Here is a 15,742-nt window from a genome sequence, read left to right as displayed (position 1 = left end):
ACGATGGCGACTGTCGAGTTTGTCAAGCTCGTCAAGCGCTATGGGGCGATCGAGGTTGTCCATGCCATCGATCTCGCGATCCATGACGGCGAATTCATCGTTCTTGTTGGACCGTCAGGCTGCGGAAAATCCACGTCGCTGAGGATGCTGGCCGGCCTGGAGGATGTGTCCGGGGGCGAAATTCGCATCGACGGCCGGGTCGTCAACGAGGTCGAACCGCGCGATCGCGACATCGCCATGGTGTTCCAGGACTATGCGCTCTATCCGCATATGAGCGTCTACGAGAACATGGCTTTCTCGCTGCAGTACCGGAAGGTGCCTAAGCGCGAAATCGACAAGCGGGTGCGCGAGGCGGCGGCGGTTCTCGGCCTTGACCCCTATCTCAACCGCAGGCCGAAGCAGCTCTCGGGCGGGCAGCGCCAGCGCGTAGCCATGGGACGCGCCATCGTGCGCAAGCCGCAGGTCTTCCTGTTCGACGAGCCCTTGTCCAATCTCGACGCTAAGCTGCGCGGCTCCATGCGCATCGAGATGAAGAAGCTGCACCAGCGCCTCGGTGTCACAACCGTCTACGTCACCCACGATCAGGTCGAGGCGATGACGCTCGCTGATCGTGTCGTGGTGATGAACGGCGGCCATATCGAGCAGATCGGCACGCCCGATGAAGTCTACCACGCCCCGGCCAGCCTGTTCGTCGCCGGCTTCATCGGCGCACCGACCATGAACCTCATTCCCGGCCGCGTCGAGGGCCGGGGTCTGAGGCTCGACGGCACCGATGCCATCGTCCCGCTGAATGCGGATGTCGAGGAAGGCGCGCGGGTGGTTTTCGGCCTGCGTCCGGAAGACGTCGAGGTGGTGGAGGAGGGACCGCCGCCGCCCGGCTTTTTCGACCTCTCCGCCGTCGTCGAGGTTGTCGAACCGCTTGGCGCGGACACCCTGGTCTTCACCAGCCTAGCCGATCATGCGGTCGCATCGCGCGTGCGGCCGGAGGTGCGCCCCGCGCCGGGCGAGACGGTCAAGCTTCGCTGCAACCTCCGCCGCATGCATCTGTTCGATGCGGAAACGGGGCGCGCTATCGGCGCTCCCCATGTCCGCGCGGACAAGGGGCAGGCCGATGCCGCCACGGCGGGAGCCACCACAGCGGGAGCCATACATGCCTGACGCGGCATCAGCTCCTCAACCGGCGACCGGCCGGCGCAGCCGTGTTGCGCTTGCCGGCTTCGGCGCCTGGGGACAGATGCATGCCCGCGCGCTTGCCGCGATCCCGGAGGCCGAACTCGTTGCGATCTATTGCCATGGCGATACGTCGGCCGCTGCTGCCGCTGCGCTTGCGCCCGGCGTTCCGGTTTTTCGTCGCTACGATGAGCTCCTCGCCCTGGGCGCGCTCGATGTCGTCAATATCGCGGTTCCGAATGACCAGCATGCCGCGTTCGCCGTGGCCGCGCTGAAGGCTGGGCATCATGTCTTTCTGGAAAAGCCCCTCGGCCTGTCGCTGGAAGAATGCGACGCGGTGCTCGGCGCGGCTGAGGCAACTCGGAGGATGGTCGCCGTCAACCATGAACTGCGCGTCTCCCACCAATGGGGCAAGGTGCGCGAGATGATCGCGGCGGGCGACATCGGCCGGGTAACGCACCAGCATTTCTCGCTGTTCCGCCACGCTTTTCGGCCGGGCTCGGGCGGCTGGCGGCGCGACCCCGCGCGGGTCGGCTCCTGGATACTCGAGGAACTCGTCCATTTCGTCGATCTCGTCCTGTGGTACGCGCGGGAGAACGGGCCGCCGGTCCGCCTTCTCGCCCAGTCCACATCGCCGTCGGGCTTGTCGGACACCGTATCCGTGCTCATGACATGGGCGGACGGTTCGACGGCCCTCGTGACGCAATGTCTGGCGGGCTTCCAGCATCACACCCTCCTCGAGGTTGCCGGCGACGCCGGCGCCATCCGCACATGGTGGTCGGGCGCCCAGGACCGCACGGCCCATCCCAGTTTCGCGCTCGATGTGCAGCGGCGCGGCTCAAACGAGGCCGTGACGATCGCTGTGCCGCAATCCGGTGAGATCTTCGAGCTGGAGGAGAATATGCGTCGGGCCCTGCTTGGCTTCCAGACCGGTGAAAGCGTGATGCCCGCGCGCGATGCGCGCGCCGCAGTTGGGCTCTGTCTGGCCATCGAGACAAGTATTCGCGGCGGTGGGGCGGTCGAATTGAACGGTAATACCTGAGGTGAGCGCGCAGCGCCTCATCGTCTATCATAACGTCAGTCGCGATTCGCCGAACTACATTTTCTCATCCGCCGTGTTGATCCCTCCCCTTCAGGGGAGGGTGGCGCCGCAGGCGCCGGGTGGGGATCCGGGGGCGACCTGAGCTGCCCCAGAAGCGGGTGGCGACAGCTGCATGGTCAGCGGAGCATTGCTCGCGGCCCTGTGCCCCACCCGACCTCGCTGTCGCGAGGCCACCCTCCCCTGAAGGGGAGGGATCAGCGGCGGCGGTGCCCCACTGTGTCATCCCCGGCGCCGCGCCGCGACGGGAAGGGGATCCATGAACACGGCGCGGCCCTTGGATCACTGACGGCGTTCAATGGGAAGGCCGAACCCCAGCCGTCATGGCCGGGCGTGTCCCGGCCATCCCGATCGGTGAGGCTGGCACCCTCCTGATCGGGATCCCCGGCACAAGGCCGGGGATGACGCGAGCAGGGCCTGTGTTTCAAGTGGGCTCGCAAACCATGCTCCAGCAACAGCTACCTCGACCGGGCCGCCTCAAAAGCCAGGCATTCGCTGAGGGTTGGAATGCCCGCGCGGGTGCCGGGTCGCGTGCATTTTAGGGCAGCCGCCGCTGCGGCGAACGAGAAGGCCGCGTGGGAGCCAAGGCCGGCGCCGACGGTCAGCGCATAGGCGCCGTGGAAGGTATCGCCCGCGCCGTTGGTATTGACGGCGACAACCGGAAAGGCGGGCTGGTGGTAGAGGCAGCCGTCTTCCAGCCATCTGACCCCCGCTTCGCCCCGGGTCACCGCCACGATTCGGCAACCATAGGTTGCGACGTGCGCAAGACCCTGTTCGATGCCAAGCCCTGTGAACTGGGCAAGCCCGTTCTCCGAAAAGATCGCATGGTCGGTCAGCGGCAAGAGGTGCTGGAAGGCGTCCGTCTCGGTGACGTCGCCGTCAAGCACGGTCGGGACGCCGGCTGCGCAGGCGGCGCGGAACAACGCGAGCGCGCCCGTCGGCCAGCGCGGATCGACGAGCGCGGCGGAGGCGCCGGCGATCTCGTGCAGCGGCAGCCAGCCCGCGTCATCGGGCAGGTCGCCACGGAAGTTGACGAGCTGTCGCTCACCGGCGGCGTCGATGATGATGGCGGATAGCGACGACAGCGCACCTTCGATGAGGCGAAGGCCGCCCACATCAACGCCTTCCGCGACGAGTTCGCGCTTCATGGCCTCGCCGGCGAGATCCTGGCCGGCGCGTCCCCAGAAGACCGCTCGCCCGCCAAGGCGCGCCACGGCGACGGCCGCCGTCGCGGCCATGCCGCCCCCCACGACGTGATAGCCTTGGGCCGGTATCTTCTGGTTGCCGCGAGTGAGGAGGCTGTCGACCTGCCAGGTCTGGTCGAGCGCGCAATGGCCGAGACAGACGACGCGCGTCTGCGCGGCAAGCGCGGTGAGGTCAGCGGAGGTTCGTTCGGGCATCGGGCCGTCGAGGTTGAGAGAAGCGAGGCCCGCCAGGGCATCCCTCCATAGGGCAAATCCGACTTGAAGGGAAACATCCGATGCCATCCAAGTCGGTGCGTTTGCTCGTTTATTCCTGACGCTGTTCCGGACGTTGTTCTTGGCACTATTCTTGGCGCGGCGAGCGGGCTTCGTCAGGCAGAACGCAGATAACGGATCGGGCGGCCGGGAACGAGGGCCGAGGCCGCCTGGACGATCGCGTCGGTGTCGATGCCATGGTGCCGGTAAAGATCGGCGATGGTGCCCGTCTGGCCGAAGTGCTCGACGCCCAGCGAACGCGTGCGATGGCCATGGACGGAGCCGAGCCAGGCCAGCGTCGCCGGGTGGCCATCAAGCACCGTCACCAGCCCGCAATGGGAGGGCACCTCGGCGAGGAGCCGTTCCACATGGCTGCGGGCATGGACAAGGCCGCGCTCGCGGGCGCGGCTCGCCGCCGTCCAGCCGGCGTTGAGGCGGTCCGCCGAGGTGATGGCGAGCAGCCCGATATCGCGGCGATCCTCGCCCATCAGTCCAACGGCGGCGATCGCCTCCGGGGCGACCGCGCCGGTGTAGGCCACGACGACCTGGGCGTTGGGACCGGGCCTGCGCAGCCAATAGGCTCCATTGATGATGTCCTCGGCCAATGCCGGCGTCATCGCGCGTTGCGGCTGCTCGACGCTGCGGGTGGAAAGCCGCAGGTAAACCGATCCGCCGACCGCATCGCGCAGCCAGGTCGTCTCGTCGGGCTCCGCCTCGCCGGAACGCTGCAGATAGGCGAAGGACCAGTTGAGGATGGTCGCAAGTTCATCCACGAAAGCCGGCTCGAAGCTGGCGAGCCCGTCCTGCGCCATCCCGATCAACGGTGTGGCGATGGACTGATGGGCCCCGCCCTCGGGCGCCAGCGTCACGCCGGACGGGGTCGCCGCCACAATGAAGCGCGCATCCTGGTAGCAGGCGTAGTTCAGGGCATCGAGGCCACGCTCGATGAAGGGATCATAGAGCGTGCCGATCGGCAGCAGCCTCTCGCCGAAAATGGAATGGGACAGGCCGAGCGCCGAGAGCATGATGAACAGGTTCATCTCGGCGATGCCGAGTTCCATATGCTGGCCGCTCGGCGAGAAGTTCCAATTGAACGTCGAGGGAATACGCTCGGCCTTGAAGGTGTCCGCCATCTCTTCGCGCGCGAAGAGCCCGCGCCGGTTCACCCAGGCGCCTAGATTGGTCGACACAGTGACATCCGGCGACGTCGTGACGATGCGACGGGCAAGTTCCGTGTCGCCCTTGGCGATCTCGTGCAGGATCAGACCGAAGCCTTGCTGGGTCGACATGGACGGTTGGGCGGGAACGCTGAGCGCTGCCGGCACGTCAACCTCCGGTGCCTGATAACGGCGGCGGCCCTTGGCGGCGAAGGGGACCGAGGCGAGGAAGCTCTTCAGCGTCTTTGCCGGCAGGCCGAGGCCTTCAAAGATGTCCCACTCATGGCCTTCGCGGATGTTCAGGCTCTGCCGCAGCGTCTCGACCTGGGTCGGCGTCATGAGGCCGGCGTGGTTGTCCTTGTGGCCGGCGAGAGGCAGGCCGAAGCCCTTGATGGTATAGGCGATGAAGCACACCGGCCGGTCATGGCTGCGCGCTTCCTCGAAGGCGGCAAGCAGTGAGGGCAGGTCATGCCCGCCAAGATTGGCCATGAGGGCAGCGAGTTCGTCATCGCTGCGGCGGTCGATGAGGCGCGAGACCTCACCCTGGTCGCCGAGGTCATCGGTGAGGCGCTTGCGCCAGGCCGCGCCGCCCTGGAAGGTGAGGGCGGAATAGAGCTGGTTGGGACAGTCGTCGATCCAGCGACGCAGCGCCTCGCCACCGGGCTCGGCAAAGGCTTCCTGCTGCAGCGTGCCATATTTCAGGATGACGACGTCCCAGCCGAAATTGCGGAAGATCGCCTCGAAGCGCGACCACAGCCCCTCGCGGACGACGGCATCGAGGCTCTGCCTGTTGTAGTCGACGATCCACCAGGTATTGCGCAGGCCGTGCTTCCAACCCTCCAGCAGGGCCTCGAAGATATTGCCCTCGTCCATCTCGGCGTCGCCGACGAGCGCGACCATGCGGCCCTCGGGTCTGTCCTTGCCCCAGCCCTTGGCACGGACATAGTCCTGAACCAGCGAGGAAAAGAGCGTCTGCGCCACGCCGAGGCCGACAGAGCCGGTGGAAAAATCCACGTCGTCCGTGTCCTTGGTGCGCGAGGGGTAGGACTGCACACCCTTGTAGCCCCGGAAGTTCTCGAGCTTCTCCCGGGTCTGGTTGCCGAGGAGGTACTGGATGGCGTGAAAGATGGGGCTCGCGTGCGGCTTGACCGCGACCCGGTCTTCCGGCCGCAGCACCGCGCCATAGAGCGCAGTCATGATCGTCGCGAGCGACGCCGATGATGCCTGGTGTCCCCCAACCTTCAGCCCGTCCGTGCTGGCACGCAGGTGGTTGGCGTTATGGATGGTCCAGGTGGCAAGCCACAGAATCTTGCGTTCGAGCGCGGCGAGAACGGGCAAGCGGACGTCCGTCATGACAATTACCCCACAGGAATTTCCATGATGATAGACTGGGATGTTTGCCAAAAGTAGCCAATCTCGCTTGCATTGCGATGGCCATATGGCGATATCAGCCAAACTAGCTCGAAAATAGGCGGATATGTGCCAAATGCGCGCGTTGGACGATATCGACCGGAAGATCATTGCCGCCGTGCAGAATGATGGTCGTATAACGACCCATGAACTCGCGGAGCGGGTCGGCCTGTCGCCGTCCCCCTGCGCCAGGCGGCTGCGCCTGCTTGAGGAGGCCGGTGTCATCAAGGGTTACACGGCGATCATTGACCAGACCAAGGTGGGGTTGCCGGTCAGTGCCTTCGCCTCGATCAAGCTGGAACGCCAGCGCGAGGAGAGCCTGGATCGTTTCGCCAAGGCGGTCGCGCTGTGGCCGGAGGTGGCCGACTGCTACCTCATGACCGGGCAGCGCGACTATCTCTTGCGGATCGTGGTGAAGGATCTCAAGGCCTATGAGCAATTTCTGAAGGACAAGCTCACCCGTCTCGACGGCGTCGCGTCCATCGAGACCAGTTTCGCGCTCGGACAGGTCAAGCGTTCGGAGGCCCTGCCCCTGCGATGAGTTCTTGCGGTGAGGCCTCAGATCATGGCTAGGGGCCGCTTGCGGCGCGGCGGAGGAAAGGCGGCATCGATCGCGGCGAGGTCTTCCGGCGTCAGTTGGAGGTCCGTGGCGCGCGCGTTTGCCTCGACATGGGCTTTGCGGCTTGCCTTTGGGATCGCGATCAAATCCGGTTGGCGCAGCGCCCAGGCCAGCGCCACCTGCGCGGGCGTCGCGTTGTGGCGGGTGGCGATATCAATGAGAGGTCCCGACTGGAGGAGTTCGCCGCCCTGGCCAAGGGGAGAGTAGGCCATGAGGGGAATGCCATGCGCCATTTGCCACGGCAGAAGATCGTACTCGATGCCGCGATAGTCGGGATTATAGAGGACCTGGTTGACGGCGCATGCGCCAGCGGGGGCGATTTTCAGCAACTCCTCCATGTCGGCGGTGTCGAAATTCGATACCCCCCAATGGCGGATCTTGCCGGCCTCCTTCAGCTCCTCGAAGGCGGCGACGGTCTCGGCCAGTGGAATGCCGCCGCGCCAATGCAGCAGATAGAGATCGATGATATCCGTGCCGAGACGGCTCAGACTGGCCTCGCAGGCTGCGCGCGTGCCAGTGCGAGAGGCGTTGCTGGGCAAGACCTTGCTGACGAGGAACACGTCCTGGCGTCGCCCCCTGATCGCCGCGCCGACAAGCTCTTCCGACGCACCGTCGCCATACATCTCCGCCGTGTCGATCAATCTCAGGCCGAGGTCGATGCCGGCGATCAGCGTTTCTTTTTCCGCGCGAAGGTCGTTGCCGCGCTCGCCGATCGTCCATGTTCCTTGCCCAAGGACAGGAATCTCCTCGCCGTTTCTCAAGCCGATCCGCCGCATAACATCCCCATGACCAGACTTCATGACCAGACTTCGCCTTTGATGCCCCCTTGAGGCCTGTTCACGGTTATTGCATAACGCGGCTGGCAAGCGACAGGGTCCGGGTGCGTTGAGACTTCATTCCCGCGCGATTGCCCTCATGTCGACATGCCCTCGTGTCATATCCGTGCCAAAATGAACGACCCATTCTGGTGCATGTCCCGAAATGACGCAATTTTGTGCCGCCTATCCCGGCGATACCCAGGAGGGTGGGGACGCTCGCAGTGAGATGCTAGCCCGCCATGTCAGTGCCGCTACTCTCCGCCTGTAGCCCGGGGACCCGAGGCTTCATCATCACGACGCGGCATTCAAGTACCGGAAAATACTTCGGGGAAGCAACCTGTCGTTTGTTTTCCAGTCTGCATGCGACACGAATTTTTGTGCTCACTTGCAGGTATTTACGGGAGGCGGCCTGATGGTCTTGCGGTCAAGCCCAGGCTGATTTCTGAACAACTGACAAGTTGTAATATGTGAGTGACGCGTTGCAACAGGCAAGCACAATTAACCAAACTCGTTAATCTCTGCTTCTGTTATCTACATAGCGGCGTATCGCTTCTGGCATGGGCTTCGCTGGATTACTCCGGGCAGAGGAGCAGAAGGCGCACGCGGCCGCTGTTTCATTGTTCGCAACAAGTTGGAGAGTTCGTACGGGCGCGTGGTTACTGGTGGTATTTGGGCAAGCAACCATGGGCGGTTGCCAGTCGAAGCTGTCCGCCATTTGACGCGGTGCCGACAGCCGCCGCAAGTAGGCGGCCTGTCCCACCAATACCTGATGCGTTTGTATGGGGGGCAACGCATGCGAGATCTGACGCAGGCTGAGATAACCGTGCTGCGACATTTGCATAGTGGCGATACCGCAGAAGTGCTGGGTCTCCGTATGGGGGTTTCTTGGCCACGCGGAAACTGGGTAACGACAACGTTGCGCCGATTAGCGCGCAAGGGCTTAGTCGCACGTATACTAAAGGGTGAGGGCAAGGCGGAGGTGGAGACCTTTCAGGTGACACTCAGCGGCCAGGAAGCGCTCACGAAAGTTGTATAGCATCATGGCACCGGGCCTTTGGGTATTGCCAGGTAAAACTGCACCGCATGCTGCCGAGATTGCGCTGTATGCTGATACCCATCCGAGTCTATTCGGGAAGTTTCGCGGGCTATCTTATACCACTTAGGCTTTATCCTCTAATTAAAGAGTCTTAGGTGGGCGACTTAGAAGTCTTGGTGGTGGGGTTTCACTATCGGATAGTGCCGTCTCCACCCATGAACTCCCCTGGCGTGAACACATAGAGGTGAATAACGCGATACAGTCGCCGCCATCACGAGGCGAAAGCGCAAGGTCCCGGGCCGCTTAACGATCGGAAAACAATGGGGTAATTCTCGTTAACCATATCTTGATTCTTTCTAAGTCGATGAGAGGTGCCCCGTTTTTTATATATATACGTGCATAGGCTCGCTCGCGTTGGCTGATAAGCTCAATAAATACTGGTATTGATTTCGCCGGCCTGTGGTGATCGTAAGCGTTCACGTCCGTTCCAATATATAGTTTACTGCACAGTTTGTTGTGGTAATGTGTCATTATGTTTTGTTGGGGGCGGGCGTGTCCAGGGGCGGTGTCTCTAAAATCCGTAAAAGTGCAAGCTTGTTTTGCGTATCGGAAATTTGCCGGAGGTAAGCATGCGGCAAATGAGGTTGACTTTGACTGAGGACGATAGGCAGCGCCTGGTTGACATCGTTGAACGAGGCGATCCGTCGTCGATGGCGGTGCTGAGAGCGCGGATAGTGCTCGATAGCGAAAAGAACCCCCGCCGGGACGTCGCGCGTGAATTGGGTGTCGCAAGCCAGACGATCGCGAAATGGTGGCGACGCTATGAGCTGGAGGGCATCAACGGGCTGTACGACCGTCCCCGCTCCGGTAAGCCGAGACGCTTCTCGCGTCATGAGTTGATCTCTTTGATCAACGAGACATTGTCAAAGGATTGTCCCGGGCGGCTTTCTTGGAGCGTCCGGACGGTCGCGAAGGAAACGGGCCTCTCGCCAGCGATGGTTGGTCGTGCCTGGCGTGATCTCACGCGGGAGCAGCGCGCCCTGTTGCGTGACGGGCTGGGGAACGTGCCAACGGCTGCTGCGATGGCCACGGAGCCCGCCGAGCCTGCTTCTCATCCATAACCGGCGTGCCAGCGCGTGGGGCTGGCTGGCGCTCCGGAGCGGCATCGGATATGCCGCGATGCCGATGGACCATCGGGACGAAAGACGTCAGTCGGCTTTCGGACAGGCCCTGTGCTCGACAAAGCGATTGAGAGGCTGTCTCGATCAAGGCGGCAAACGAGGCCGCCGGAAAGGCGTCGCGCTATCGTAATCCCGCCTTCCGCCCGCTGTCGCCGGCCCAGAAACAATAGGTCGGGACAGAGTCTCGGGACATAAGAGATTTCTCGGCAGATGTGACGCGCCTTACCGTCCGGAATCACAAGCAACAATAAACCGGGATATTTCGCAAGTTTGATGAAAAAGCGAAAATGCTCGGACTTATGTGAATTTAGAAGCGATAATCGGTTGTATCCCGTGAAATTTATTATCGGTACGGCGATTATGCGAATAGATTGTAAATATAGAAGGAGGCGGAAGAGGAATAGGGATATATCGACCTGAATAACAACGATCTGAGCCGATATTTTCCCAGGATTTAGAGGGGAATTTCATCATGACAGCTGAGATATTATCGCCGGTGGCGCATGGTGCCGGGTCCTTTGGAGGGGATTTTTCGCCGGCCGCACTGGATCCGGCCGCACTGGATAGAGTGAGTACAATGGATGCCATGCTCCCCCCGTCGCTATCGGTGCGACCATCAAACACAACAATTATCATCATCGAGCCACGAACCCTGATCCGCGACTGCCTTTTGCAGAGCCTCAGGGCGCTCACGAACGGCGATACGGTACTCGCTTTCGCGAATGTGGAGGACTGGCGCGTGGCTGATCCCCAGCCTGCTCCGAACACCATAATCTTGCTGTGTCCGGTGGGCCGGAAGCCCAAGGATATTGACGAAGAGATCGGTATACTGCCGGATGGCTGCAAGCACATGCCTGTCGTTCTGCTCTCGGATATCGAGGAGGCGGAGCAGATACTCGATGCTCTGGATTATGGAGCGCGTGGTTATATTCCGACAAGCATGTCGCTTGACGTGGCGGTCGAGGCTTTGCACCTCGTCAAGGCTGGCGGGGTCTTCGTGCCGGCGAGCAGCCTTATCTCATCCAGGCGCTCGATCGAGGAACACGCTCAGACGGCTAAGAGTCCGTTTGAGAATGGTCATGGATGGACACTTCTTCGGAGCATGAGGCTGCCGAGAGCGAGGTGGATCATCGCCTCTGAAACGTCGATCCGCTTCTCATAATCGCGAACGAGCCGTTTCCAGCGCGTCATCCATCCGAAGGTGCGCTCGACGACCCAGCGTCTGGGCAGCACCTTGAAGCCCGGCTCCTTGTCGGAGCGACGGATGATCTCGAGGACGAAGTCCTGATATGCCGCGGCGTCCATAAGGCGGGTGCGGTCGTAGGCACCGTCGGCAAACAGATGCTTGAGCCATGGCCATCGCTTGCGGACGGCCGCGACGATCGTTTGAGCACCGGCGCTGTCGGAGATGTCGGCAGTGGTCAGATTGACCATGAGCAACCTACCATCGGTATCGACGGCAATGTGCCGTTTACGACCGACCACCTTCTTACCGGCATCAAAGCCCCGCTTTTCCGCAGCTGGTGCCTTGATGGACTGGCTGTCAACGACGGCGGCCGTCGGGCTCTGTTCACGCCCTTCGCGCTCGCGGTCGAGCATCAGTGTGACGTCGTGGATCGTACGGAACAGTAGCCGGCGCACGAAGCGGCGGAACCACCAATACACCGTCTGCCAGGGCGGAAAGTCGTTCGGCAACATCCGCCATCCACCACCTGTGCGCGCCAGATAGCGAAGCGCATCAAGCACATCACGCAGGTCCGTCGCCGGCTTGCGTCCACGCTTGGCCACCGGTGGTAGAAACGGCTCAACGAACAGCCATTCTTCGTCCGTCAGATCGGTCGGGTAGCGCTTCGATCGCTTCTCAAATCCAGCCATCCGGCTACGGCTCGCTCGGGTCCACATCCCAAGCTTGAATCATGACCCAGCCGTCACATCAACCCATTCTCAAACGGTCTCTAAGAACAACGGCAATAGCTTGTTCACGGTGCGTCAGGCAGCGGTTGTCGGTGCCCTGCGGCAGGGCAAAGCGAACAAGCGTATCGCTTATGAGCTCAACATGCAGGAAAGCACGGTCAAGGTGCATGTCCGCAACATCATGCGGAAGCTGAAAGCCAAGAACAGGACAGAGGTCGCGGTGTTGACCCACGAGCTGTTCCTCAAAGGTGACGATGGCTGACGCGTACTGGGGAAATCCCAAAGTATAGAAATGGGAGATTACGATGATCGTGAGCCCTGCATCGCCCCGTCAGCCTGGCGATCGCATGATCGATTGGCGTGGTCTTCTGCGACGGTGGTGGCTCATCATACTCTCAGCTCTTGTCTTGGGATTGGCGCTGGCGCTCGTCATCCTCAACCTGACGCCCGCCCGCTATACAGCAGAGGCCAGTCTCGTGCTCGAGGCCCGCAAGGTCCAGGTGATCCTCCAGGATGCCGTCGTTTCGCGTCTGCCCCAGGACAGCCCGGTGCTGCGCACGGAGCTCGATGTCATCAGTTCGCGCTCTCTGGCGGAGAAAGCCCTGGAGAAGCTCGGCGAGGAGAGATCTGCCGCAGATGTCGCTGCCCCGGATCGACAGGTGTCGACAGAGGTTCCATCCGGCATTTGGCAATACTTGAGTCCATGGCGATATATGCCATGGTCGCGAGCGGGCGAGCCGGAACCATTGACGGACAGTAGTCGACGGGCGGACATCGACAGACTTTTGAATGGATTGCGCGTCAGTAATGATGGCCGATCTTATACAATCTTCATTGCCTATACTGATAAGGACCCGATATACGCGGCCCGTGTCGCCAATGCTTTCGCTGAAGCTTATTTGGACCAGCAGACGGGCCTGCAGACCGGCGCCACACGTCAGGCCAGCGCTTGGCTCGGCAAGAAGCTCGATGACTTGCGTTCCACATTGCAAAGCTCCGAGATGGCGGTTGAAGACTTGCGCCGCAAGTCCGGTCTGGTGGAGGCGAATGGCTCATCGCTCCAGGTTCAGCGGCTGGACGCCCTCAACCGCGAGCTTGTGATCGCCCGCGCCAACCGTGCGGGTGCCGAGGCTCGTCTGGCGACGGCCCGCCGGCTGGCCCAGGAGGACGCCGGCGCGAGCGCGGCGACCTTTCCGGAGGTGCTGAACTCCCCTGTCATTCAATTGCTGCGCAAGGACCAGGCGCAGTTCAGCCGCGAACTCGCCAGCCTCGAGAATGCTGGTGCATCGAAGAGCGCGCAGATCCCGGCGCTCAAGTCGCAGCTCGATGCTCTCCAGCAGCAGATCGCGACAGAGACCGAACGCGTATTGCTCAGCCTTGCCAACGAGGTGGATGTGGCGCGCCGCAAGGAGGATGCGCTCACGTCGGAGTTCAATGCCTCGCAGTCAAGCTATGCGGCCTCCAGCGACGCCTTGATCCATGTGAAGCAGCTGGAGCGGGAGGCGGATGCCAATCGGACCGTCTATGAGAGCTTTCTCAACCGCTACAAGCAGACCCTCGAGCAGGATGGCCTGGCGGCGCCGGAGGCGCGGCTGGTCTCCCGCGCCGAGCCGCCGCGTCGTCCCTCGACCGCGCGATTGCCCGTGCTGGTGTTCGGGTTGCTTGGTGGGCTGGGCTTCGGCCTTGGCTTGGCGATGATGATGGAGCATCTCGACGATCGCGTGCGCAACGCGGCCGCGCTTGAACAGGCGACGGGAACCAAGGTGCTCGCACAGGTCCCGCTTGTGCCCGCAATGCGCCGCAGGACGGTGACGTCGCCCATCATGCCGCCTGGCTCGTCCTATGAAAGAGCTTTTGCCAAACTGCAGGCGACGTTGCGCCTGTCGCCGCAGACAGGAAACGCGAAGGTCATCATGGTCACATCGGCATCGACGGGCGATGGCAAGACCACCACCTGCGTATCGCTCGCCCGGTCCATCGCGCGCGGCGGCGAGCAGGTCGTCATCATCGACGCGGACTGGCATCGTCCGGCGGTCGCTGCCATGCTGCGGGGAACGCTGGTGCCCGGTCTGGCGGATGTGATGCGCGGCGGCGCGACCCTGGCCGATTGCGCGCAGGTGGATCGTCAGTCGAGCGTCCATTTCATCGCGCCCGGGCTGACGGAGGGGCTGCCACAATCGGCGCTAGGCTCCGAGGCCGTTGGCGCCTGCATCGCCGAGCTCAGGCAGCGCTACGACATCGTGCTCATCGACACGCCCCCCGTCCTCAGCGCGGCGGAGGCCGCCTTGGTCGGCCGTTTCGCCGACGCGACCCTGTTCATCGTCCGGTGGGGCAGGACAGGGACGCGTGAGGTGGTTGCAGGCCTGCGCGAGCTCAGCTTGTGCGGTCTGGACCGGGTGAGCCTCGTGCTCGGCGGGATCGACCCGCGCCTGCTGCCGCAATACGGCAGCAATCCCACGGCCGACAATGGCGAGGACGGAGCCGGCCCGGCGCGGCGCCATGGCCGCCCGCAGCCGGGGCTCGTGGCGCGGCCCTCTCCGGCGGCGGCGCGCGCGGCGACGGTCGTCCCGGCCGTCGTCAAGGTTGGGAGCGACAGGTCATGACCCGGCGGATCATGGGGCTCATCGTGGTGGGCATCGCGAGTATCGGCTTTCAGGCCGGCCTTCCGGCCCATGCTGCCGGCGATGGCGGCTATCGCGCGGGTGCTGGCGACACGCTCAACGTGGTCGTCTATGGCGAGGACAAGCTATCGGGGCGTTTTCGCGTGAGCCCGGCGGGCACCATCAGCTATCCGCTCGTCGGCGAGGTCGCCGTGGCGAACTTGTCGACGATCGAGATCGGCCGGAGGATTGCGGCGGCGCTCGCGGAACGCATACCGTCCAGCGGCCTGCCGAGCGTGGAGATTGTCGAATACGCGCCCGTCTTCGTCATCGGAAATGTCGACAAGCCCGGACCCTATCAGTACAGGCCGGACATGACGGTGTTGGAACTGGTAGCGCTCGGTGGCGGTGAGCGGCGCGTCGCCAGCAGCGAATCCGTGATGCTGCAGATCATCTCCACCGAACAGGAACTGGTTGATCTCAGGATCGCGCGCTGGTCGGAGCTGGTGCGCAAGACCCGTGTCCGCGCGGAAATCGCGGGCCAAGAGTTCGATGGCAAGGAGGCGATCGCGGGCGGGGAGCTTGTTGCTGCCGGCACGCGCCAGTCTGTCGTCGACAACGAGGTGTCCCTGTTCCGCGTCAGGCGCACGATACTCGCCGAGCAGAACAAGGCGCTTGCCGCGCAACGCGCCAGCTATGACCAGGAAATCGCGTCGCTCGAGGAGGGCATCAAGCTTCACGATGAGGAACTGCGCCTTCTGGAGCAGGAGGTTGGGACGCAGCAAGGCCTGTACGACAAGGGGCTCGCCGTCCAGCCGAGGCTTCTCGCGGTGAAGCGGGAGTTGTCAGCCACGCGCCGCAATGCATTGGAGCTGCGCTCGTTCCTCGCCAGAGCGCATCAGCGCCAGCTCGAGGTCGATCAGAAGATCGCCGAATTGCGTGATCAGTGGGTGCGCGACAACGCGACGATGCTCGCGGAGCTCGACATCAGCACCGCCCGCCGTGACGAGAGGATCGGCTCCCTCGTGGCCGCCCTTGGCGAGTTGCGTGGACAGGCGAGCAGCATGCGGGACGCGGACAGGCGCACGACGAAGTATAGCGTGACCCGGCAGGAGGAGGGGCGCTACGTCACGCGGCCAATCGGCGAACTCGATGCCATCGCGCCGCGCGATATTCTCCGTATCGATGTGCCCGGCCCGGGACGGGTCAGTGAAGGCGCAACCATGCCCCATGCCCCGCCGCGCGATCTCGCGGCGCGATAGCCGCTGCTTTCGTTCCGGG

The 15,742-nt window shown here is 63.1% G+C and carries 11 protein-coding genes and 1 pseudogene; 8 read left to right on the top strand and 4 right to left on the bottom strand.

Features of this window, described 5'->3' with window-relative positions; genetic code table 11:
• Window positions 1–3 precede the first annotated feature (3 nt).
• Entirely contained in the window at window positions 4–1,158 is a 1,155-nt protein-coding gene (locus tag KIO74_RS10650) for an ABC transporter ATP-binding protein (protein ID WP_213331966.1), read from the top strand.
• Window positions 1,151–2,212, top strand: coding sequence for a Gfo/Idh/MocA family protein (locus tag KIO74_RS10645; protein ID WP_213331965.1), 1,062 nt, complete (start codon window positions 1,151–1,153; stop codon window positions 2,210–2,212). The genes KIO74_RS10650 and KIO74_RS10645 overlap by 8 nt, the downstream gene beginning before the upstream one ends.
• A gap of 515 nt (window positions 2,213–2,727) precedes the next feature.
• Here the strand turns inward: KIO74_RS10645 and KIO74_RS10640 are convergent.
• On the bottom strand, window positions 2,728–3,669 hold the full coding sequence (locus tag KIO74_RS10640) for a PfkB family carbohydrate kinase (RefSeq protein WP_213331964.1): 942 nt from the start codon (window positions 3,667–3,669) through the stop codon (window positions 2,728–2,730).
• Between the two features lie 173 nt (window positions 3,670–3,842).
• A complete protein-coding gene (locus KIO74_RS10635) occupies window positions 3,843–6,236 on the bottom strand; it encodes a thiamine pyrophosphate-binding protein (RefSeq protein ID WP_213331963.1) in 2,394 nt (797 codons plus the stop codon).
• 133 nt (window positions 6,237–6,369) lie between these two features.
• Between KIO74_RS10635 and KIO74_RS10630 the strand changes: the two genes are divergently transcribed.
• Window positions 6,370–6,834 (top strand): Lrp/AsnC family transcriptional regulator, encoded by a 465-nt coding sequence (locus tag KIO74_RS10630; protein ID WP_213331962.1) that lies wholly within the window; start codon window positions 6,370–6,372, stop codon window positions 6,832–6,834.
• Window positions 6,835–6,851: 17 nt separating this feature from the next.
• On the opposite strand, the gene KIO74_RS10625 is transcribed toward KIO74_RS10630, so the two are convergent.
• Entirely contained in the window at window positions 6,852–7,712 is an 861-nt protein-coding gene (locus tag KIO74_RS10625; RefSeq protein WP_502762046.1) for an aldo/keto reductase, read from the bottom strand.
• A 1,704-nt stretch (window positions 7,713–9,416) separates the two neighbouring features.
• Between KIO74_RS10625 and KIO74_RS10620 the strand changes: the two genes are divergently transcribed.
• Both KIO74_RS10620 and KIO74_RS10615 read left to right on the top strand, forming a co-directional pair.
• On the top strand, window positions 9,417–9,887 hold the full coding sequence (locus KIO74_RS10620; RefSeq protein ID WP_213331961.1) for a helix-turn-helix domain-containing protein: 471 nt from the start codon (window positions 9,417–9,419) through the stop codon (window positions 9,885–9,887).
• Between the two features lie 532 nt (window positions 9,888–10,419).
• Window positions 10,420–11,109 (top strand): response regulator, encoded by a 690-nt coding sequence (locus KIO74_RS10615; RefSeq protein ID WP_213331960.1) that lies wholly within the window; start codon window positions 10,420–10,422, stop codon window positions 11,107–11,109.
• Here KIO74_RS10615 and KIO74_RS10610 read toward each other — a convergent pair.
• Window positions 11,025–11,849, bottom strand: a complete 825-nt coding sequence (locus tag KIO74_RS10610; RefSeq protein WP_213331959.1) for an IS5 family transposase — start codon at window positions 11,847–11,849, stop codon at window positions 11,025–11,027. The genes KIO74_RS10615 and KIO74_RS10610 overlap by 85 nt on opposite strands.
• Before the next feature lie 73 nt (window positions 11,850–11,922).
• Here KIO74_RS10610 and KIO74_RS10605 point away from each other — a divergent pair.
• The 3 genes and pseudogenes from KIO74_RS10605 to KIO74_RS10595 all read left to right on the top strand — a co-directional run.
• Window positions 11,923–12,123 (top strand): annotated as a pseudogene (locus KIO74_RS10605) (response regulator transcription factor); the annotation flags it as partial.
• Window positions 12,124–12,166: 43 nt separating this feature from the next.
• The gene (locus tag KIO74_RS10600) at window positions 12,167–14,464 is read left to right on the top strand and encodes a GumC family protein (RefSeq protein WP_213331958.1); all 2,298 of its coding nucleotides are present in this window, start codon (window positions 12,167–12,169) and stop codon (window positions 14,462–14,464) included.
• Window positions 14,461–15,723, top strand: coding sequence for a polysaccharide biosynthesis/export family protein (locus KIO74_RS10595; RefSeq protein WP_213331957.1), 1,263 nt, complete (start codon window positions 14,461–14,463; stop codon window positions 15,721–15,723). Before KIO74_RS10600 ends, KIO74_RS10595 begins: the two co-directional genes overlap by 4 nt.
• The last annotated feature ends 19 nt before the right edge of the window (window positions 15,724–15,742 follow it).

The organism is Chelatococcus sp. HY11, assembly GCF_018398335.1.
Classification (GTDB): Bacteria; Pseudomonadota; Alphaproteobacteria; order Rhizobiales; family Beijerinckiaceae; genus Chelatococcus.
This window is presented reverse-complemented; position numbering and strand designations above follow the sequence as displayed.